Origin of the sequence: Acaryochloris sp. 'Moss Beach' (assembly GCF_021497025.1) — a bacterium.
GTDB classification, from domain to species: Bacteria; Cyanobacteriota; Cyanobacteriia; order Thermosynechococcales; family Thermosynechococcaceae; genus Acaryochloris; species Acaryochloris marina_A.
Genome location: NZ_CP071717.1, coordinates 1,449,223 through 1,470,852 on the forward strand (window position 1 = coordinate 1,449,223; position 21,630 = coordinate 1,470,852).

A 21,630-nucleotide genomic window follows, 5' to 3' on the forward strand; every position below is an offset into this window, starting at 1 on the left:
TTAGACCAATTGCAGCATCAACGCTCGATAAAGCAGGGCAGTCACCCCATAACTAATCATCACAATCGTGGGCACTGCCAGAGCTGCAATTGGTTCAGCAATCTGACCAATCTTGGTATAGCCACTGTATAAGCCCAGAATGGTAAAACTAGAGGCAAAAAGACTCAAGGCAATCAGCTCAATTTGACCTAACTGCATCGCTAGACCACTGAGAATCGCCCATACTCCCACTGGCAGCATTGCTGCCCCAGCAACTAGCAAATCCCCAGACCAGCTTCCACCTTTCCCCACCATCCGACGGATAAGGCTGCCCGCCAACACTAGGCTAGAGAAAGCCACCACACTGAGCAGCATCAGTTGGGCATCAGACACGGTCCAAGTCTCAGGGGCAAAGAAATGGGCTCCCCCCACCACACCGCCCATGGCCAGTCCAGCACCAATTAGGCTAATCCCAATCGATTGATAGGGCAGCTGGCTTTTCCAAACCTCTAGAGCAGCACCACTAGGATTAACCAGCAGGCGAGGTAAGGCCGTCACAGCAGCGGTTGCCACGGTTGCCCCATTCCGAGGCAGGTTGAATACGATATTGGCGGGCTTGCGATTGAGATCTTTTAGAGTTGCGATGGCCCGTTGGTAATGGCCAATATGTCCCTGCTGTCGAAACAAACTAGCAGCCGCTTGCAAATCACGAATCGCCAAGCGCTCCTTCACCTTGATGTGAGCAATGCCTCGATGATAAAACGCTTGAGCATAGTCTTTTTCTAAGGCAATAGCTTGGGAATAGGATTCAATAGATAGATCTAAATGGCCTAAGCGATAGCAAGATCGTCCCCGAAAAAAGAAGGCTTGAGCAGATTGGGGCTGAATGCTCAAAATATGATCACAATCTTGCAACACTTCCCGATTATGACCGAGGGCAAACCGAGCTTGGCATCGCCCCATATAAGCTTCTAAATAACTCTTATCTAGGTGAATCGCCTGGGTGAAATCAGCAATCGCAGTGGCATAATTTCGTCTATTTGCCTTTTGCACCCCTTGCATAAAATACTGTTGAGCATCTTGGAGAACAACAGAACCGGGTTCTTCTACAAACGGAGATCGAGAACGATCATTCGGGTCATAAATAACCTGCTGCTCGCGATTGCTCAGTACTTCATAGGCCGTACATACTCTTTGAAAAACCTCTGCAGCTCTGGGATTATTAGGGTTTAAGTCAGGATGATACTGGCGAACCAGTCGACGAAAAGCCGTTTTGATCTCCGCTGGAGTCGCCTGTGGAGACACCTGCAGCACACTGTAATGATCTTGTGAGTCCACCATGAAAGTTTTGGAAGCTAAACCGTTCGACAATTGATTGAGGGTTTAAGATGTGATCTTGCTTACACTCTCTTATTCCCAAGTATGGCATTTCGGCTAAAAGATGTATCTATCCACCCAAAATTCTTATTTTTCTTAGTATTTGTTTCCATCACCAAAAATGGTTGTAAACAGACTTTACTCTCATTTTAGAAAAATGCTTTCAACCCTTAAGTTAATCTGCAATAAATATAGGTCTTCCCCAAAATATAAGCTGTCCCCAGAGACCTGCCGTGATTAAATCTGCCCCTTGGACTCCACTACATGCACACCTACACCACATCCTGAAAGAGCGACAACTCTTACCGGTGCAACAGCGGATCTTAATCGCACTTTCGGGTGGACAAGACTCATTTTGCCTCTTACAACTCTTAGTCGATCTACAGCCCAAATGGGGTTGGGAACTAGCGATTGCCCATGGCGACCATTGCTGGCCTCTAGATTCTGATGCCAATGCCCGCCATGTCACCCAAATTGCCCACCAATATCAGTTACCCTACTTTTTACACCGAGCCACCACGGAACTCAAAAGCGAAGCTGCCGGACGCCAATGGCGTTATCAGATGCTGACAGAGATTGCCCAGCAGGAAGGGCATCCCCTTGTAGTGACTGCCCATACCGCCAGCGATCGCGCCGAGACCTTGCTGTATAACTTAATGCGAGGCAGCGGCACGGATGGATTACAAGCCTTAAGTTGGCAGCGTCCCCTCTCGGATCGGGTGCAGCTCGTGCGGCCTTTGCTAGACGTAACCCGAGGCCAGACCGGAGAATTTTGCCAACAGAGAAACTTGCCTATCTGGCAGGATGCCATGAATCAGGAACTGGCCTATCGCCGAAATCGCATTCGGTTAGAAGTCCTGCCTCATCTCAAGACCCATTTCAATCCACAAGTTGAAACAACCCTTGCTCATACTGCAGAGATCTTGCAAGCTGATGTTGATTTTCTGGAAGCAGAAACCCAGAAACTATTGACGATTGCCCTGCCCAGTCCTCCCCCAGTCTTATCTGAAACAGAACAATATTGGGGATATATTAATCGGGACTTACTCCAATCTGCTCCCGTCGCATTACAGCGTCGAGCACTGCGCCATTTTTTACGGCAGGCTATCAATATATCTGCCAATTTTCAACAAATCGAAAAAGTGATGGCTTTAGTGAAAGCGCCTAATCATTCCCAAACCGATCCTTTGAAGAAACAATGGGTGGCAGAAGTCATCAAACCCTGGATAGTGATTCGGTCTCTTTCATAAAGTCAGTTTCCTCAAGAAATTGTGTCAAAGCTGCTCTTACAAACAGTTCAGATGGCAAGACTATGTAATGGGCTAGACTGCTTACTGCCTAAAATACGAGGGAATCAAACTGGGGCTAATTCAACTAGAAATCGTCAGGGAACCCCAGCAGAAAAATAGCAAGAGAATGGCAGCTGTTAACATCCCATGACTTCCGTCTACTGCGAGAATCTAACCCTTATAATTCATGATTTAGGGCATCTCAATTTAAATCGATGGCAATAGTCAAAGCCTTAATAACCCAGGCATACAACTAAGCTGAATCTCTATCCTTTTCTATGAGTAAATCGGACCAGATTAGCGCGATCTGCTATAGGTTAGAAAAGTGAGGTGACACTCCAAAAAGTGTCACTTTTATGTCATTAAGAGACGTTCTTCAAGATATTCTTAAGCCAGTGAGGAGTGATTCAGATGAAAAGCTCTTGAGGTCGAAACACGGCAAGACTCTCAAGAGCTTTTTTATTTTTAAATATCTGTTATTCCATCACCACAAATATTACGGTTCAGCCTCTACCTTGGACCCAAACCAATATCCTTTGCCATATATCGTATGAATAAGCGGTGGAGAGTTCTTGGCGGCAATTTTTCGGCGCAGAAGCCGAATTTGGGCTGCTAAGACGTTGCTACTGGGTTGATCTCCACTGGGCCATAGGTGCTGGTAAATCTGGTCATGGGTAAGCAATTGGTGGGGGGTGCTGCATTAGATAGGTGAGCAGCTGGCTTTCTTTTTCGGACAGGGTAATGGCCTGCCCCTGACAATAGGCAATTTGGCTTTCCAAATCCAGCTCTAGTCCTTCCATTTGGAGGCGCTGGGATAGAGATTCAGATGACGTTTGAGGGAACTGCTCACTTCGACGCAGGAGGGCCCGCACGCGCGCTAGTAGTTCTCTCAATTCAAAGGGCTTGACTAAGTAGTCATCCGCGCCAGCATCCAACCCTTGGACCCGATCATCTAGGGTATCCTTGGCCGTCAGGAATAAAACGGGGGTGAGTTGGGATTGCGATCGCAACTCCTGACACACTTCAATCCCCGACAATTTGGGTAGCATCCAATCGAGGATCAGTAAATCATACAGCTGCCCTTGTCCGATCTGATGCTGCACGGCGAGTAAGGCGGCTTCACCATCATTGGCGACATCTACGCTATACCCCTCCCGCTTGAGCAAACGGCTCAGGGCATCAGTTAGTTCAACCTCATCATCAACTAGCAAGATTTGACTCATCGGTCACCAAAGCAGATATCTAGACAGGGCTTACGGTACTGTTAAGGGGATATTCCCAGCATTGCACCAGGCAGGATTACACAGGATTATGCCACAACCCGAAAACGCCCCTCCTCAAAGTGGTAAAAGCAGTCTCGGCTTTGTACTGAAGGTATTGGGCCTTTCCACTATCCTATCGGTCGCTATCAAAGATCTAGGTCCTCTCCTACCCATTTCCAGCTCAAATCCGTTGGCCTTAGGGGTAGTTCTGACGCCTTCCCTTGTACTTGGGGTGCTGTTACTGCTCCGAGGTCAACGCCAATCGGGATAGATCTGCAATTTCTGTGTGGGTCGGTCCGGGGGGGGATTTTCCTGCTCGATTCAACCATACCCCTCGGAGTCCTGCCTGTTCAGCGCCCTGATAATCATCCTGCCAGCTATCGCCAATATGCCAAACGCCGTTAGCAGTCACTGGATGTTTAGCTAATGCGGCTGCGAATACCTGAGCGTCTGGCTTTGCTGAGCCAACTGCGGTAGAACTAGTAACGGTTTCAAAATAGTCACTCAACTCTAGAGCGGTTAAAACAGGATGTAAGCGGCTGTCAAAGTTAGAAATCACCCCTAATTGAATACCCTGCAGTTGCCATTTTTGGAGGACCTGCGGCACTTCAGGATAGACAAACCAAGGCTCTGGGGTCGCGAAGTGATCAAACAAAACCTGAAAGAAAGCATCAAAATCCGTAAAGTCTGAGAAGGCACCCACTTGTTGAAAGGCACGGGCAGCCACCGCCTTCCACCAAAGTAATTCCTGTGCAGGTAAGTCGGGGGCGCAACGCCCGGAAAGGCGAATTTAGGGGCGGCAAAAAAGCTCTCCACAAAGGCTTGATTTAACAATTTAGGATCCACTTGGACCCCTGATTGGACCGCAAAGTGGCTATAAATTTCCCCAACCGTCCCTCGCACCCCAAACAAGGTGCCAACAGCATCGAGAAAAATAACAGAGGGCTTCATAGGTTAGCTTGGGGGTGACAATATGGGCCGCAGGCAAGGGATAGGCCATCGATCATGGTACCAATGCACAACTCCCATGACTAATCCGTATCACGCTCTGATCAAAGCTGGGCAGGTCATGGTGGGACTACTGATCAGCCTTGGACTGCTGGTTATAGTCTTACATGGATTACAGATCATTAATGCTTGGCAGCTGCCCCTAAAACCTGTCCTGGCCTTTCTAGGCGGTGGGAGTATGGCCTGCTTCTTAGCAGCAGGGGTCATGAAGCAGCAGCTGAGGCGCCCATCTTCAGAATCTCGAAAATACCCTTGGCGTCAGCGATTGCTTTGGGTCAGTCTTTTTCTAGTGATGAGCATCAATGTCAGCACTTACCTGGCAGCCTATGCCCTCACCCATGTTCGAGCCCCAGGACAAGGGGGGCTTGGTTTTCCTAAACCCGTCAATACTCGTACTCCCCAGGAAAGGGGGTTAACTTACTCCACCCATCGATTGCCCGTCAATGCATCCAACTGGTTAGAAGCCTGGCTCATTCCAGCAACAGGGACCTCTCAAGGGACGGTGGTACTGTTCCCAGGCAATCGCAGTACGAAGGACAAGCAGCTCATCGGTCCCGCTCAATCTTTTTCTAAATTGGGCTATGACTCGCTCTTGGTCGATTATCAAGGGGTAGGAGGATCGAGTGGGTATAGCACTACCGTGGGGATGCGGGAAGCGGAGGATGTTGTCGTTGCGTTCGAAGCATTGCCCTCACTAAATCTACAGCCACCGGTTATTGCCTATGGCGTGTCTATGGGGAGTGCGGCGATACTGAATGCGATCGCAACCCAAAACCTCCAGCCCGATGCCATCATTATTGAACTCCCCTTTGCCCGGTTTATGGATGCCGTCCGCAGCCGCCTGCGGCATCACCAAATCCCCCCATTCCCCCTAGCAGAATTACTCATCTTTTGGGGAGGCATACAGCATGGTGTCAATGGATTTAGCCACAATCCTATTGAATTTGCCCAAGCAGTGCAATGCCCCACCTTAGTCATGCAGGGCCAGCAAGATCCGTGGACATCGGTGCAGGAGGTCAAAGCTCTCTTTCAGCAAATAACCGCCCCCAAACAATTGGTGATTGCACCCGATGGAGGACATCACCAACTGATTGGGATTGATCGATCGTTATGGGAAACCAGCCTGAGTAACTTCTTACAGTTTGTAGATGCTGATAGGGAGTGATGAAATTCACCATCAAGCCTCCCAGGCAAAGTGATACCCATGGCAGGGGAATATCTCTGTCACTGCTGTCAGGTGCTAGTGATTAGGCAGATACCACCACAGCACTCGTCTCCAGCGATTGCACAAACACCTTGCCAGACTGCGTCAACGCCCTTTGCATTTGATCCGCTGATAGGGGCTTAGACAGTAAGTAGCCTTGCACACAATCACAATGATGCTGCTGGAGCCATTGAAGCTGTGACTGGGTTTCAACCCCCTCGGCAATGGCAGTCATGCCTAAGTTATGGGCCAAGGTAATCATAGTTCGCACAATTTCTGACTTTTCTGTATCCGTCACCAAGCCTTCGATAAAGGAACGATCGATTTTCAGGGTGTCTAAGGGAAAATTATGTAAAAAACTAAGGGAGGAATACCCCGTGCCAAAGTCGTCGATCTGGAGTTGAAGACCTAAAGCACGCAGTTGACTGATCAGTTCAGCAACCATCACCTCATTTTCCATGATCATGGTTTCGGTAATTTCAAGTTTGAGGTGGCGGGCACTTACTCCCGTCTCCGATAGAATCGATTGGATTTGTTGGCCTAAACTCGCCTGAGAAAACTGCTTACGGGAAAGATTAACACTAATACTCAAGGGCGGAATCTCGGTCAGGGTCTGATGCCATTGCCATAACTGTTGACAGGCTTCTTCCAGCACCCACTGACCAATGGCTAAGATCAATCCCGTTTCCTCCGCCACAGGAATAAATTCCAGGGGCGAGACTAGACCTCGCTCAGGATGCTGCCAACGGATCAGCGCTTCTAAGCTGACAATCTCATGGGTGGCTAAGGAAACAATCGGTTGATAGTACAGCTGAAACTCCTGGTTGGCAATCGCTGCTCTTAGATCCGTTTCTACTCTCAGCAATGCCTGGACACGATCGTGCATTGAGGATTCAAACACAACATATCTGGACTTGCCTAGCGCCTTCGCTCGATACATAGCATTATCTGCATCTCGCAATAAATTTTCAGCCTGGAGCGAATGTTCTGAATTGAGGGCAATGCCAATACTGGCGGAGATGTAGACCGTATGTCCCTGGAGTTCAAAGGCTTTTTCTAGTTCTCGGTTCAGACGACTAGCAACATGCTCAGCCTGATCGGGCCCGGCAATATTCTCAAGGAGAATGGCAAATTCATCTCCTCCCAAGCGAGCAATCACATCACCGGGTCGCAACGCAGCCGTCAGCCGCTGGGCCACGCCAATCAAAAGCTGATCGCCAATCCCATGGCCCAAACTATCGTTGATCACCTTAAAGCGATCGCAATCTAAAAACAGGACGGCAAACAGATAATTAGTTTGGCGATTGACCCGAGTCAGGGTACGACGGAGTTGATCCAAAAATAAAGCCCGACTCGGCAAGCCCGTTAGATGGTCATAGAGGGCAATATGGTGGGTGAGATCGGTCTGGGACCCTGCCATGCGTAAAACAGAACGTTGATCAGGTCCAAAAACAGCCATGCCTCGACTACTGACCCAACGATAGGTCTGATCTTGGTGCAAAATTCGATATTGGCATTCAAAGGCCGATGTTTCACGTCGTAAGTGACGTCGCAAGTCGGTTTTAAACCGGTCCTTATCTTCGGGATGAATGCGCTCAAACCATTCTTGAATTTCTGGCTGTAATGCTTGTCCACCCTGGCCAATAATCGCCGCCCAACGAGGTGAATAATAGACTTGGTGGGTTTGTAAGTTCCAATCCCAGAGACCATCATTAGACGCCTGGGCGACCAAATCATACTGTGATTCCCGCTCCTGTAAAGCGACCAATGCCCGGGTATGGTTGATCGCATACCGAATGGAGCGTTCCAGCAAGGCAGACGTGATCATGCCTTTGACCAAATAGTCCGTCGCTCCTGCATCCATAGCGGCCAAGTCAGTTTCGCGATCTTCCTGGCCCGTCAACAAAATAATCGGAATTCGATAGCCGAGGGACACCACTTCTTCTAGTAGGTCCAAGCCCGTCCGACTGCCTAAGCGAAAATCAAATACATAGACATCATGTTGCCGCTTTTGAACCGCATCTAACCCTTTGTCGTAGGTATCCACCCAGTCCAGGCCAAATTGGATGCTTTGAAAATCATCTAGCAGATCTTCAAACAAGAAAAAATCATCTTCATCATCTTCAACCAGCAATATTTTGATCTGCAATTGATCAAGATGCCTCACAACATTGCTCCGGGGGTAATGCCACAACGGTAAACCAGTACTGACCTAGGGTCTGCATCACCTCTACCAATGCATCAAAGGTGACTGGCTTGGTAATGTATGTATTCGCTCCTAGGTCATAACTGCGGTAAATATCGATATCAGTATTAGAGGTTGTTAAGACAACAATCGGAATTCGGCGCAGTTCAGGATTTGCTTTAATTTCTTGTAAGGCTTCGCGACCATCCTTTTTCGGCATATTGAGGTCGAGCAAGATCAAGCCAGGCCGGGGGGATGTTTTGGGATCAGTATATTGCCCACGACGAAACAAATAGTTCATCAACTCTTCGCCATTTTCAACAAAGCGAATTTCATTACTCAGACGGCTTTCTTCTAGAGCTTCAGCCGTTAGCATCCGATCATCTTCATCATCATCAGCCATCAAAATGGTGATTGGGGCAGTTTTGACGGTGGTCATGATGCACTCTCCATGGGGATTTGGGTAAACGGTAGGGTAATGATAAAAGTTGCGCCCTGGCCAGGGGTACTATCTGCGGTAATCGTGCCACCATGATGCTCGGCAATTTTGGCGCAGACCGCTAAACCAATGCCCGTGCCGTCATATTCATTGCGACTATGCAAACGCTGAAACACTCTAAAGATACGGTCTGTATATTTTTGCTCAAAGCCAATACCGTTATCAGCTACACGGATCTGATACATGTTTCCAGACTGCTGCAAGGAGTCATCCCCGCCATCGGCCATAGGCTGCCCACCCACGGTGATGCATAAAGGCTGATCGGGCTGTCGGAATTTAAGGGCATTGCTAATCAGGTTTTGAAACAGCTGCCGAATTTGCATGGGCTCGGCATCAATGACAGACAGTGAAGCGACATTGACTTGGGCTTCTGTTTCTCGAATCCGAATTTCAAGATCATCTAACACGCTATCGACCACCTCATTCAAATTGACCGAGGTAAAAGGTTTCGACTTGCTCGTCACTCGCGAAAAGGCTAAGAGATTTTGGACGAGCTGCCGCATCCGCCCGGCTGCTTTTTGCATCCGGTCTACATAATCTTGTCCTCTTTCACTCAGATCATCACTGCACTTGCTTTTAAGTCGATCGCCAAAGGCCTCAATTTTCCGTAAAGGCTCCTGCAAGTCATGGGATGCCACATAGGCAAACTGCTCTAATTCTTTATTGGAACGGATCAGGGCTTCATTGGAACGGGCCAGGGCTTCAGATTCTTCAGCCAGCTTAGCTTCAGCGGCTTGTTTCGCCTTCTCTTGGCGAATCAGAATGGCTTGGGCATAGCCCACGATGATCACCAACACGCCATACAGGCCCAAAAAGGTAACCACGACGGCGATAAGCCCTTCTTGCTGAGCTTCTTCAATTTGATTTACCAGGGGTGTGACATTGCTATAGACTTCGATGACGCCTTCAATATCTGAAGTAGAGGCTTGAGGCTGTAGCGGTAAATAGCTGGAAATAAACTTCTTTTCTGTCAGGAGCCCCTGGACTCCCCGAAATTTACTTTTATGGGACAGTTTCGTGATGGTTTCACCAGAACGAGCGGTCAGAAAACCACCATATTTAGATTTATCCTGACCAATTTGTTTCGTATCCGTCGAGAAAACCACTCGACCCTTCAGATCAAAGATTTTAAGTTTGGCAATGGAGGTACCTTTAATCAACCGACGGACCGTCTGATTAATCTCAGCCGTCTGAGGATGGTCTTGTAGTTCCTCTTGAGATAATGCCTCTGTGGAACTTAGAAAAGACTGATGCTGGGGCCACACCACATTGGCAACGATTTGGGTGACTTCAACATTCTTTTGCTCACTTGCGCTGATGAGTTGAGCCGTTGTTGTTTGTTGATCCTGATGCCACAAGAAGAGAGTGGCACCGCTACAGGCAACTAAACTCGCAATCGAAAAGTATCGTAGTAACTTAAACAAATGTTTGATTCCAAAGGCAGGTCAATCCGACGTCCTGGATATTTGGGCCGGTTACTATACCTAGAATTCCCAGTATTTCCTGCCGTTGGAACAAATAAACAAATAAAAATACTCTTAAGCCCCATATAGCAGTGATCTAAGGGGCTTAACAAGCCATTATTTACCAATGCAAAATCGACTAAAAATGCGATCTAAGACCGATTCTGTAATGTCTTCTCCAGTGATTTCGCCTAAGGCTTGAATCGCACCTCGCAGGTCGATGGTCCAGAAATCTAACGGTAGTTGATCTGCCATCGCACCTTGCACATGCTCTAAAGCCGTTTGGGCTTTTTGCAATGCTGCTGCCTGTCGCTGATTAATAGCCCAATCTAGATTGGCAGCTTGCAGGGACTGAGTTTGCACTGTATCCAAAATCGCGGTTTCCAAGGCGGAAATGCCCTGGTTTTGAGCAGCAATGGTCGACACCACCTGAGTAATCGTGTCTGGATAGTTCACCTTCTGTGTGGGGACTAAATCTACCTTATTAATAATCAAAATCATCGGTAGATCTTGAAAGGCTTGATAGAGGTGCTGATCTGCAGCTGTCCATCCGGCTGCAGCATCAATGGTGAGCAAGACTAGATCGGCAGACTGGGCCGCTTGATGGGATCGGTTCACGCCTATTTGTTCGACCTGATCTTTCGTCTCCCGAATACCAGCGGTATCCAAAACCTGAACAGGAATCCCGCCCACGACTAACTGGGATTCCACCACATCCCGCGTGGTGCCAGGGAGGTCCGTAACAATGGCGCGATCGCATCGACACCACGCATTCAACAAGCTCGATTTACCCACATTCGGACGGCCTATGATTGCCACCTTCAGCCCATTTCGCAATAATTCTCCCTGGTCTGCCGTCGCTAAAATCGCCTGGAGTGTGGCGTGAATCTCCTGCAGTTCTGCCTGAACACCAGATTCATCCAAAGGAGGTAAATCATCTTCGAAATCGACTCTAGCCTCTACTTCTGCCAAGGTATCTAGACAGCGCTGCCGCAGCTCTCGAATGGGGGAGGCCAACTTACCCTGCACTCCCGCTAGGGCTGCTTGCGCCGCTTGGGGAGAACGAGCCCCCACCAGATCTGCTACGCCTTCTGCTTGGGTCAAATCCAACCGCCCATTCAGAAAAGCTCTAAGGGTAAATTCTCCAGGCTGGGCGAGTTCTGCTCCTACCTGTAAACAGGCCTCTAACACCTGCTGCACCGCGATTATCCCCCCATGACAATGCAATTCCACCACGTCCTCACGGGTATAGGAGCGAGGCGCTAGCATCAGCAGTAACAAACCTTCATCAATCACCTGCTGCGTTGAAGGATTTCGAATATAACCATAAAGAACCCGATGACTCTCCCATAGCTGGTTTCCCGGTGCCTGAAAAAGCTGCTGAGCCATCGATACGGCCTCGGCACCCGACAGGCGAACGATACCAATACTGCCTTGTTGGGGCACAATAGCGGTTGCGATCGCAGCAATCGTAGTTTGCTTCATAAGTTGTCCGGGAGATGTCCATTTATACGAGCAATGACAACCAGTTTATGGTGTGACCTTCAGCATTATCCCTTCCAGATCATTACTCAATTCCAAAGCTGGTCTATGCCGACTCTTAAGGTCTTCGTCAAATTGTTAGCCTTCTAGCCAAGCTATACTGGCCTCCAGGTCCACCCTCCTGACTCACCTCACCTGCATCTCTTACTGTTATCCGCCATCAATCCCCATGCCCAGTCAAGTTGAATACAAAACAACACGCCGGTTCATGAACATTTGGGTCTACTTGGCCCTTGGTTCCGTAGGCATGATCATTTTGGCAGGCTTGAGTTCTATTTTTTTCGTAAAACCGCTAGCCTCCAAAACTTTACAGGCCCAGGAAGGTAAACCTGCACGATTACAGCCGATTAAAGTTAAGCCCCAAGCCATTGGCGCGGTCAGAGTAGATGTCACTGCCAGGATCCCCTCCAATCGCTACCTGGCCTATGAGGTGCAAATTCGCGACCAGCAAGATAAAGTCCTAGCTGCAGGTCTCAAAAATGCCTGGAAGGAGTCAGGAGTTTGGCGTGAAGAAGGACAAACAGGAACCTGGCAAGAAGATGACTTAGACGCAGGTTTAGATATCAGTAGTGCCAAACCTGAATCCCTTAATGTTGTGGTAGAGGTACTGGAGTATGGCACCTCGCGAAACCAGCCCCTCACCGAATCCGTTTCCTTCCGCATCAAAGTCAATCAAGGCATTATCGACACCCGCTATTTATGGCCTGGCTTTTGGGGTGGATTACTGATGGCTGGTTTAACTTGTTTATTTTCTAAGTCAGCGGGAGCCACCTTAAGCGATAAAAGCATTGGGGATAGCGATTTAGGAGACCGAGTCAATGTCGGGGGCCCCAACAAGCTGATCAAAGTTGTGGTCAAAACCGTAGCCGATGAGACCTCTCCCCCCTCTCTCAACTGTCGATTGATGGTGCGGGACGGCAATGGCGACGAGCTGTTTAATGCCTCGGAAGTGATGCCCCTCAAATTCAAGCGGGATGAAGACGGCGATATCGACAGTACCCATGGCCAGGCCACCTTTTTTCTAGTGCTGGAAAAGCCCAGCTCCTACGGATTCTATGTAGAAGTCACCCCCGATGCCCCGGTGGATTCAACTCGGCTAATCATCAAGCAAGGTGCCGTGACCTTAGGGGCCGTTAAGGTCGCCCATATCGCTGCGGCTTGAAGCCAGCCCCACTCCCAAAGGTGCAACTCAAGTTTTTCTCATTTAGGATGGCAGTAGAAACTTTTTTAACTATGCTGACAAAACTTTTTTCAGTCGCAACGGTCGGAATTGTAGTCGCTTCTATCTTGGCTGCATACACCCAACGTTCCGCCTTTCAGCTCCGACAAGAGCGCCAAACCAATCACTGGACCCGTCGAGGCACCCGAACCTCAGGACGCTATCGGAGTGGTGTCTGGATTGTCTCCCCAGCCCGGTCTTCCTACAGCGGTTTCCGCGGTGGCAGTCTGGGTGTGGGTAAGTAAGCTTCGGTATGTCTGGGTCAGAATCGACCTCTGTGACACAGAGGCCTGAACCTATTCCCCTCAGCTCTCGTCAGCAGCGCTGGTTACTCGCAGCAGCGGCCATCTCTTCGAGCGTTGGCCTAGCCGCAGAATTGCTCTTAGGGACCCTAGCCAGTTATTTAGTCGGAAATACCGCCTTAGCTTACGGTGTCGCCGTGGGCGGCTTTCTGGCAGCCATGGGATTAGGGGCCTATGTCAGCCAATTCATCGCCGTCGACAATCGACAACGCCAGTTACTCAAAGTTTTTTTACAAATTGAGCTTCTGATTGCTCCTTTAACAGCTATCTTACCCATCGGGTTATTCGTCGTTTTTGTCGCGGATGGACCTATTTGGCTGGGGCTGTTTCTAGTCACCCTTATTTTGGGCATTCTATCGGGCCTAGAAGTTCCCATTTTGACCCGCATCATTGAACAAGATCGGGATGTCAAATTCGCCCTCGCGGGGGTCTTAGCCTTAGATTATGTCGGGGCTTTAGTCGGCTCCTTAGCGTTTCCCGTGTTGCTGCTGCCTTTGTTGGGACTGTTTCCCACAGCGGTTCTGATTGGGTCATTACCAGCCTTTATGGTGTTTCGGTTAGGGCGTTTATTTCGGGGCATGCGGTCCTGGAGTTATTGGGGTCTCTGCATTGGCGTTGGCTTATGTGTATTTTCTCCCTTCGTGATACCGTTTAGCGATCGCTTAGAAAATACCCTGTACCGAGCCCCCCATTGTCAGTCGCATTCAGTCCACCTACCAACGCATTGTCCTCACCCGCTCTGGCAACGATACGCGACTCTATCTAGATGGTGACCTCCAGCTTTCCACTGTCGATGAATACCGCTATCACGAAGCCCTAGTCCATCCAGCCCTGAGTACCAATGCCCAAAGACGCCAGGTTCTAGTGCTCGGAGCCGGGGATGGCATGGCCCTACGGGAAATTCTCAAATGGCCGGAAGTTGAAAAAGTTGTGCTCATTGAGCTAGATCCTGCCGTCGTGAAGCTAGCCCGTCAGTATCCTGTACTGGTTGACCGCAACGCCCGTGCCTTAGACGATCCACGAGTAGAAGTGATCTTTGGAGATGCCTTTAAGCTAGCTCCCCAACTTCCTGATACCTTTGACGTGATCATTGCCGATTTTCCCGACCCCGATCGCCCTGCCCTTGCCAAGCTCTACTCCCAAGGATTCTATCGAAAGCTCCTCTCTCGCCTTGCCCCCGAAGGCATCTTCGTCACCCAGGCGTCCAGCCCATTCTTCGCCCCGAAGGTCATGGACTGTATTGCCACAACCTTAGCAGCGACTGATTTACAAGTTTATCCCTACACAGTGAACGTGCCGAGCTTTGGCCCCTGGGGATTTGTATTGGCCTCTCCAAAGCCGGTACAGTTTTCATCCCAGAGCTTGACAATTCCCACTCGTTTTCTGACCCCAGCACTCCTCCCCGAACTCTTTCAACTTCCCGCAGATATTTCTATCGGTAAAGCCAAGATCAATCGGCTCACCGATCCAGTTATAGTTCAGTACCAAGCCGATCCACGCTGGTCGGCCTATTATTGAAACACTCTAGAGGCAGACTATGGCTTACCTTTGGCTATTTATCATCATCATGGGCGTATTGGGTGTTGTCCTCTACATGAGACAACAATCCGGAAAATCTCTACCCTTTACATCCCAACCCCAAGCGTTGCCGTCCCTCGAACGCACCGTCTTTACCTTGGAAGTCGGTGATATTGTCCAACATATGGGAACGGACTGGGTGGTTGAAGGCAAGCTAGTCTACGACGATCAAGGTTACTCCTGGCTAGAATACCTACTCCTAGACGGTAGCCGCCGCCAATGGCTCTCCGTCGAAGAGGATGATGTGGTTGAAGTGGCGCTATTGGAAGTCACCACTGCCCTAGAAGTGGGCACCAATCCTCCTCCTGAACTGACCTTCGCCAATGAAAGCTATCGCCATAAAGGATCGGGGATGGCCCACATGACCCGCACAGGATCGACCCTCAATCGCAACGCAGAGCGATGTCAATATTTCGACTATCAGGGACCTGACAACAAAATCCTCTCCATCGAAAACTGGGATGGCGATATTGAAGTCACCATTGGTCAAAAGATTCATCCCTCCATGCTGACCTTACTCCCTGGAGATGGTCAGCGCATTTATGGGGCTTAATGTTGCGCAACGTTTGGTTCAGACCGGATACGCAATACGATATTCTGACTAAGTTACACCGTTAGGGAAGTCAGAGGTCAAGTATGGGCAGCGATTTCAGTGAGTGGGTCAGAATCGCCTTGTCAGAAGAGACTTTCCCCCAAACTTCAGCCTTAGCTATATTATCGGACCCCACTATCGACCTACTGTCCTTGGTCGCAGCGGCGGGGGAAGTGCGGATGACCTATTTTGGTCGGCAGGTAATGCTACATCGCATCAATGATATTCAAAACGGCCTCTGCCCAGAAGATTGTGGCTATTGTGCCCAATCTAAAATTTCCGACGCCCCCATCAAAAAATATCCCCTAAAAAGCGAAGAAGACATTATCCAAGAGGCCTATGAAGCCAAAGCGAAAGGGGTATATCGCTACTGTATGGTGTCTAGCGGCAGAGGACCTACCGCAGAACGGACCCAGCATTTAGCCCATATTATTAGCCGCATCAAAAATGAAGTAGGCATTCAAACCTGTCTTTCCGCTGGCTTGATGGACCAAGAACAGGCCACTCTCCTCAAGGAAGCAGGCCTGGACCGCCTCAACCACAATCTCAACACCAGCGAATCTCATACGCCCGACATTGTCACCACCCACACGTTTCAAGACCGGATCAACACCTTAAAAGCGGCTCGTTCAGCGGGGCTAGACCTATGTAGCGGCATGATTGCAGGCATGGGAGAAACAGACCAGGACATCGTCGAGGTAGCCTATCAACTACACGACTATCAGGTCCCATCTATTCCCATTAACTTCCTCATACCGATTTCTGGAAATCCCATTTATGACTGTAACCAGCTCACGCCCCAGCGCTGCTTACGGATTCTTTGCCTGTTCCGATTTGTAAATCCCAAAGCTGAGATTCGGATTGGAGGTGGGAGAGAAGGTCATCTGCGGGGTCTGCAAGCCTTAGCACTATACCCAGCCAACTCTCTCTTTGTAGAGGGCTATTTAGCCACTAGGGGGCATAGTGTTGACCAAGTCTACCAACTCATTCATGATGCCGGCTTCGAAGCCGCTGGGGAAAATTCACAAAGTAGCGATCTGAGTGCAGCATCCCAATTCCAGTTGGATGATAATCCCAACATTTTGAATCCACAAACAACCATCAGTTGAGCTAACTCATAACGGAAATGTATTAACCAATAGAAATGCCTTGAAGAGAAAAGTCTTCAAGGCATTTATTTATTAAGGATCGAATCTTGATTCACCACTGGCATGATTGAATCGCAATCACCCAGGCAATGAGAATCTTCAGTCTAAGGAATTAGTGAGAGCGGTTCATCTTCCGTCTGGCTAACACACCGACAATCCCCAAACAGGCAAATAGACCAGCAGTAGCTGCTTCAGCAGGCTCAGGAACGCTAGGAGGAATTGCATCAGGTGGGTCAATCGCTGGCGGTGCAGGTGCAGGATCCGCTGAATCATCACCCCCGACCACAAACGGAAGTGCAGCAGCAGCGGCACCCGCTGGAATCAACGCAGCTGCCAAAGGAAAGCCTGCTGCAGCGGGAAGACCCCCTTCGGGTGCTACACCGCCAATACCACAATCAATCAGTCCATTCTCTGCAATGAGCGTTCGAGACGCTAGCAATCCAGTAGAAACGTCGGAGGTAGAGGCACTAGCCATCAAATTAGGCCCTAAAGACTGGCTTAGGGGGCTAGATGAATCTTTTAGAGCTTCAGGTGAAATAACAGGCTCTTCTTCGCACACATCACTTTGTGCAGTATTAGTATTCAGCTGGGAGTCAGTCTCTATAGAATCTCCCAGACCGAGCTGAGCGGCATGGCTCAGGGGAATGTTGATGGCGTTATACAAAACGACCAGGGATAAGGCAGTCAATGAGCCACATGTTTTTAACAATTTCATAGTTGAGATTCGATCCTTAGATGGTTTTCCCCGCTTGATACTCGAAGATGAAATTACCATAAATTCGCGAAATAAGCTGTGTAAGCCAATACTTATGCAAATTTTCAGGTACTCGCTACATTATGCCAAACAACTCCGAAAAAGCAACTAGAGTTAGTTGAGGGTAAGATTGAAAATTATTTCCTGGACTAATTTTAAAGCGCTCACTCACTTGGATTGAAAAAATTCAGCAAACCTTAATCTCTTGAAACAGAAGCCAAACTTTGCCTAAATGAGAACCGCAACACCTTTGAGTGCAACGAATTTACCGCAACAGGAATTAATTTATCTCAAAGTTAAAGTTTTGTAAACAAACTCCTGCTTGACCATCTCAGGAAAGAGAGCACTTGCTTAAGCCAGATAAGTGAAGTTTAGTCAATGATTTAGGGATTTCTTTAACGCTAATGCCATGGTATCCCTAATTTTCGGCATACTCTGCACTTAAGCTAAACCACTACAACTATTTAAAGCAGCAATACTCTCCGCAATATCATTTGCAGAGAGTACCCACTGAGATTAAGGAAAGTCCCTTCGACACTAGCAGCATCCATACCCCTAATGCTTGGATTTTAGGCCTGCTAATTTGCGTCTTACCCTTTCGGTGCAAGTTGCCATTTCGGGGACTTGAACTGGGCTTATGCGGGGGGTATGACAGCCCAATGAATCTAATTTAACGGCAAACCTCCAATAGGCTAAACCGCATAACTACTGAACTTGAGGGGTATTTTTTGGAAGATTTTTCCGTAGTATCTCGGATTTTTTTGAGGGAATCGCCAAAATCCTCTGAGCGTAAGATAAATAAATTTTGACCTCCTGAATACTCGTTTTAAGACAAGATCCGTACTTATACGGATCCGTGATTTTGAATATAGAGCTAAGTACACAAACTCAGCGCCAGCAGACAGAAGCTATGTCACACTAGATCACTGTGCAGATTGCATTGTGATCAACGATTCAAAAATTAAAGCATGGGTAAGCAACGCGTTCTCTCGGGTGTCCAACCCACTGGCACCCTTCATTTAGGGAATTATTTGGGAGCAATTCGGAATTGGGTCGAAGGACAAAGTGACTATGAAAATTATTTTTTTATTGCGGATCTTCACGCCATTACTGTTCCCCATGATCCTCAACAATTAGCAGATAATACCTATTCCCTGGCTGCCCTCTATTTGGCCTGCGGATTAGATCCTGAACACACCACGATCTTCGTTCAGTCTCATATTTCTGCCCATGCAGAGCTGGCCTGGCTATTTAACTGTATTACCCCGCTCAATTGGCTGGAGCGCATGATTCAGTTTAAAGAGAAAGCCCTTAAGCAGGGAGAGAACGTCAGCATTGGCTTACTCGATTATCCGGTTTTGCAAGCAGCCGACATCCTGCTGTATCAGGCTGATTTAGTGCCTGTGGGCGAAGACCAAAAACAGCATCTAGAGCTAACAAGGGATATTGCAGCCCGCCTGAACTTTCAGTATGGAACTGAAGAAGATCCCATTCTCAAACTGCCTGAACCTCTCATTCGCCCAGAGGGAGCCCGGATTATGAGCCTGACAGACGGCACCAATAAAATGTCAAAGTCAGATCCCTCCGAACAAAGCCGAATTACTTTACTAGACACCCCTGATCAAATCCGCAATAAACTTAAGCGCTGCAAAACCGATCCAGTTCGAGGACTGAGTTTTGATGATCCAGACCGTCCAGAATGCCAAAATTTGCTCACCTTATATCAGTTAATGTCGGGGCAAACGAAAACTGCAGTCGCCGAAGAATGTGCTGATATGGGCTGGGGACAATTCAAGCCCTTGCTGACTGAGGTGATGATTGAAGGCCTGCGACCGATCCAAGATCGCTACACGGAATTAATGACCCATAAACAAGATCTGGAGGCAGTCCTCCAAACAGGCCAAGACCAAGCGAGTGCAATCGCAAACGAGACCTTAACGAAAGTGAAGGATGCCTTGGGCTATTCTCGGCCGCTCTAAAGGGTCAAGGATGGCTGGTTTGGGTGACCGGCGTAAGGTCTTGGGAATTACTAGGCGATTCTAGGGGCAGCGTAAAATGAAACGCACTGCCTTGATCGCGTCCAGCGGATTCAGCCCAAATTCTGCCATTCATCCCTTGAATGACCTGTCGGCAAATGGCTAATCCTAAGCCTGTTCCCCCTTTACTTCGCCGCAGGAAATCCTCTTCTTGATAGAAGGAGTCAAAGATAGATTCCAGCAGACTAGGCTCGATGCCTCTACCTGTATCGGCAACAATGACTTCTAAACAATGATCTTCTGGAGAAATGAGGGCCTGAATATTGACCTCTCCTTCAGCCCCGGTGAACTTACAGGCATTATCTAGAATCCGATTAAGCACTTCTTCTAGGCCTTCCGCATCCACTTGAATCGTCGGCAGATGAGGATCAACATCAACACTGATCGAGGGTAACTCTTTACTGTTATTGCTCGAACGAATTGAACTTAGAGCTAGCTCTAACGTTTCCTGAAACTCAATCGATTCGATTTGGTTATAGATTTGTCCCCCCTCTAACCGAGAGAGAATCAAAATATCCTGAATCAAATCCCGCAGGCGACCGAGGTCTTCTAGGGCTGTACTGAGTAAGGCTTGGCGAAAGACCGGCGAAATATCCGGTTCACTATCCAAACTTTCTAAACACACCTGAATGGTAGACAGGGGAGTCCGCAGTTCATGGCCCACAATGGCAATCAAATTACTCCGGGTTTGCTCTAGAGCAGCCAAGTTGCGGTTGAGAGATTCCGAATCAGAATAGGCTTGGGCTTGAGTGAGGGCAACACCGGCTTGGGCAGCAATAGCTTCGACTAGGGCAATATCATTTTCATGCCATTGATAAATCAGTGGTCCCCCCATGGTGTAACTCTAAGACCCCCAGCAACTCTCCCTGATGCCGAATCGGAGCAATCAACCAGGAATGAATCTGCCATTTTTCTAATTTGGCCGCAAATTCTTTATCCTGGCGAAGGTGTTGAACTTCAAAGACATCGGCAATGGCAATGGCCCGTTCTTGGGCTAAGGCAATGGATAAGAGGGGGTTGGTGCTAATGGGCCAGGGAGTCCCTTGTAATGAGGGCAAGCCAGGAGCCACAAACTCATATTCAATTTCAACTGCTTCAGCGGTGCGATCGCAACAGTAGAGAATACACCGACAGTGCTCGAATACCTTCCCTAGCTCATTGACGGCAACCGCCAATACTTCTTTAGGGTCGAGGGACTGACGAATCGCAGCGGTCATGGCATTGGCAAACCGCTCTTTTCGCTCTTTTGCCGATAGGGCTCGATACGCTTTGAGTAATTTGTATTGACTTGCCTGTAAATAAGTAACTAGTCGCTGGCCAAACACCCGAGATTGCAAGACGGGCAAAGGCGGAATGGAAGAGGCCGAGGTTAAACAGTATTGTTGCTTAGCCTGCTTGACTTTGGACGCTAGCTCAGGACGATATTGGGCAATCCGATCCAACAACAGGCTGGCTGCATGCAGGCAAACGTCCCGCTCAAAGGTCCAAATGCCCTCATAGCGTTGGGACTGTTCCACGGAAGTGAGTATTTTCTGCTGTTCCTGACAGGCTAAGCAAGCCGTGTAGTCTTGACCGACGATAATCAAATGTTTTTCGTTGGCCAAACTATCCTCGATATCGAGGGGAATAGTTTCGTATTGATCCGATGCGATCGCAAAACTGGATTCCGGCTCCGGTGCCGCGAGGACATAGACATGGTCTGTCTTCTGAGCAATGCGCTGATATCGACGGGTTTCTTGCCGGTAAAAACGCTCTTGCTGAAAACTAGCGATAACGAGGGGCGCTTCATTGCCCGCCAAAACCACATCCTCAATGGCCCGACAGAGGGCATTGAGAGACGACTTGAAATACATCTGTGAACGCAGATCCGGTAAGTCCGTTAACAGAGTCTGCAACAAAGAGTCTAAATTACTCACACCAACAGTTTGCTGAATCTTGCTTAGATTAGGGACAACGGCCTGACACTAGTAGGGAAAGTTAACAGCAGAAAAAAGCGAACTGAGGCTCGTTCTGGCGTGCAGCCAAGGATGTGCCTCCCCTTATGGCTAACAGGGTTCGGATAACCAACGAAATATAAATTCAGAAATATGAATTTATGATTGACCCAGTACTAGCCAGCATAGCGCAGGACGGTGCCCTTAATGCTCTACTTCACTAGACTTAGCCAAGTTCTACACCTTCGACAAATGGGGC

The 21,630-nt window shown here is 48.7% G+C and carries 17 protein-coding genes, 2 pseudogenes and 1 riboswitch; of the genes and pseudogenes, 9 read left to right on the top strand and 10 right to left on the bottom strand.

The genetic code is table 11. The annotated features are described in order from the left end of the window. Complete coding sequence (locus HRE53_RS06655; protein WP_212662734.1) at positions 1-1,320, bottom strand: DnaJ domain-containing protein; 1,320 nt, start codon at positions 1,318-1,320, stop codon at positions 1-3. A gap of 269 nt (positions 1,321-1,589) precedes the next feature. Between HRE53_RS06655 and tilS the strand changes: the two genes are divergently transcribed. After that, complete coding sequence (gene tilS / locus HRE53_RS06660; protein WP_212662735.1) at positions 1,590-2,606, top strand: tRNA lysidine(34) synthetase TilS; 1,017 nt, start codon at positions 1,590-1,592, stop codon at positions 2,604-2,606. Positions 2,607-3,141: 535 nt separating this feature from the next. Here the strand turns inward: tilS and rppA are convergent. After that, positions 3,142-3,868, bottom strand: a pseudogene (gene rppA / locus HRE53_RS06665) (two-component system response regulator RppA). Between the two features lie 88 nt (positions 3,869-3,956). On the opposite strand from rppA, the gene HRE53_RS06670 reads away from it, so the two are divergent. After that, entirely contained in the window at positions 3,957-4,178 is a 222-nt protein-coding gene (locus HRE53_RS06670) for a hypothetical protein (protein ID WP_212662737.1), read from the top strand. On the opposite strand, the gene HRE53_RS06675 is transcribed toward HRE53_RS06670, so the two are convergent. Further along, positions 4,146-4,634: an HAD-IA family hydrolase gene (locus HRE53_RS06675; protein WP_235109620.1), complete on the bottom strand. Its 489-nt coding sequence runs from the start codon at positions 4,632-4,634 to the stop codon at positions 4,146-4,148. The two genes, HRE53_RS06670 and HRE53_RS06675, sit on opposite strands and share 33 nt — an antisense overlap. 300 nt (positions 4,635-4,934) lie before the next feature. Here HRE53_RS06675 and HRE53_RS06680 point away from each other — a divergent pair, with 300 nt between their 5' ends. Continuing rightward, entirely contained in the window at positions 4,935-6,080 is a 1,146-nt protein-coding gene (locus HRE53_RS06680; RefSeq protein WP_235109622.1) for an alpha/beta hydrolase, read from the top strand. Positions 6,081-6,162: 82 nt separating this feature from the next. Here HRE53_RS06680 and HRE53_RS06685 read toward each other — a convergent pair whose 3' ends face one another. The 4 genes from HRE53_RS06685 to mnmE all read right to left on the bottom strand — a co-directional run bounded on the left by HRE53_RS06685 (position 6,163) and on the right by mnmE (position 11,751). Next, the gene (locus HRE53_RS06685; protein ID WP_212662740.1) at positions 6,163-8,286 is read right to left on the bottom strand and encodes a bifunctional diguanylate cyclase/phosphodiesterase; all 2,124 of its coding nucleotides are present in this window, start codon (positions 8,284-8,286) and stop codon (positions 6,163-6,165) included. Continuing rightward, positions 8,273-8,743: a response regulator gene (locus HRE53_RS06690; RefSeq protein WP_212662741.1), complete on the bottom strand. Its 471-nt coding sequence runs from the start codon at positions 8,741-8,743 to the stop codon at positions 8,273-8,275. The genes HRE53_RS06685 and HRE53_RS06690 overlap by 14 nt, the downstream gene beginning before the upstream one ends. After that, positions 8,740-10,227 carry an ATP-binding protein gene (locus HRE53_RS06695; protein ID WP_235109624.1) on the bottom strand — a complete coding sequence of 496 codons (1,488 nt, stop codon included), beginning with the start codon at positions 10,225-10,227 and terminating at the stop codon, positions 8,740-8,742. Before HRE53_RS06695 ends, HRE53_RS06690 begins: the two co-directional genes overlap by 4 nt. Before the next feature lie 156 nt (positions 10,228-10,383). Beyond that, complete coding sequence (mnmE, locus tag HRE53_RS06700; protein ID WP_212662743.1) at positions 10,384-11,751, bottom strand: tRNA uridine-5-carboxymethylaminomethyl(34) synthesis GTPase MnmE; 1,368 nt, start codon at positions 11,749-11,751, stop codon at positions 10,384-10,386. Between the two features lie 265 nt (positions 11,752-12,016). Here mnmE and HRE53_RS06705 point away from each other — a divergent pair, with 265 nt between their 5' ends. From HRE53_RS06705 to bioB, 5 genes and pseudogenes are all read left to right on the top strand, one after another. Continuing rightward, a complete protein-coding gene (locus tag HRE53_RS06705; protein WP_235109625.1) occupies positions 12,017-12,970 on the top strand; it encodes a hypothetical protein in 954 nt (317 codons plus the stop codon). Between the two features lie 71 nt (positions 12,971-13,041). Then, positions 13,042-13,272: a hypothetical protein gene (locus HRE53_RS06710; RefSeq protein WP_212662745.1), complete on the top strand. Its 231-nt coding sequence runs from the start codon at positions 13,042-13,044 to the stop codon at positions 13,270-13,272. Between the two features lie 8 nt (positions 13,273-13,280). Continuing rightward, positions 13,281-14,847: pseudogene (locus HRE53_RS34870) on the top strand (polyamine aminopropyltransferase). A gap of 19 nt (positions 14,848-14,866) precedes the next feature. Further along, positions 14,867-15,460: a DUF4178 domain-containing protein gene (locus HRE53_RS06725; RefSeq protein ID WP_212662747.1), complete on the top strand. Its 594-nt coding sequence runs from the start codon at positions 14,867-14,869 to the stop codon at positions 15,458-15,460. A gap of 83 nt (positions 15,461-15,543) precedes the next feature. Continuing rightward, positions 15,544-16,608, top strand: a complete 1,065-nt coding sequence (gene bioB / locus HRE53_RS06730; RefSeq protein ID WP_235109629.1) for a biotin synthase BioB — start codon at positions 15,544-15,546, stop codon at positions 16,606-16,608. A gap of 151 nt (positions 16,609-16,759) precedes the next feature. Here the strand turns inward: bioB and HRE53_RS06735 are convergent, their stop codons facing one another. Beyond that, complete coding sequence (locus HRE53_RS06735) at positions 16,760-17,362, bottom strand: hypothetical protein (RefSeq protein ID WP_212662748.1); 603 nt, start codon at positions 17,360-17,362, stop codon at positions 16,760-16,762. 569 nt (positions 17,363-17,931) lie between these two features. Then, positions 17,932-18,024, bottom strand: a riboswitch (cyclic di-GMP riboswitch). 345 nt (positions 18,025-18,369) lie between these two features. Here HRE53_RS06735 and trpS point away from each other — a divergent pair. Beyond that, the gene (trpS, locus tag HRE53_RS06740; protein ID WP_235109632.1) at positions 18,370-19,380 is read left to right on the top strand and encodes a tryptophan--tRNA ligase; all 1,011 of its coding nucleotides are present in this window, start codon (positions 18,370-18,372) and stop codon (positions 19,378-19,380) included. A 4-nt stretch (positions 19,381-19,384) separates the two neighbouring features. Here the strand turns inward: trpS and HRE53_RS35130 are convergent, their stop codons facing one another. Further along, the gene (locus tag HRE53_RS35130) at positions 19,385-20,272 is read right to left on the bottom strand and encodes an ATP-binding protein (RefSeq protein ID WP_235109634.1); all 888 of its coding nucleotides are present in this window, start codon (positions 20,270-20,272) and stop codon (positions 19,385-19,387) included. After that, a complete protein-coding gene (locus HRE53_RS35135) occupies positions 20,241-21,353 on the bottom strand; it encodes a DICT sensory domain-containing protein (protein WP_235109636.1) in 1,113 nt (370 codons plus the stop codon). Before HRE53_RS35135 ends, HRE53_RS35130 begins: the two co-directional genes overlap by 32 nt. Between the last annotated feature and the right edge of the window lie 277 nt (positions 21,354-21,630).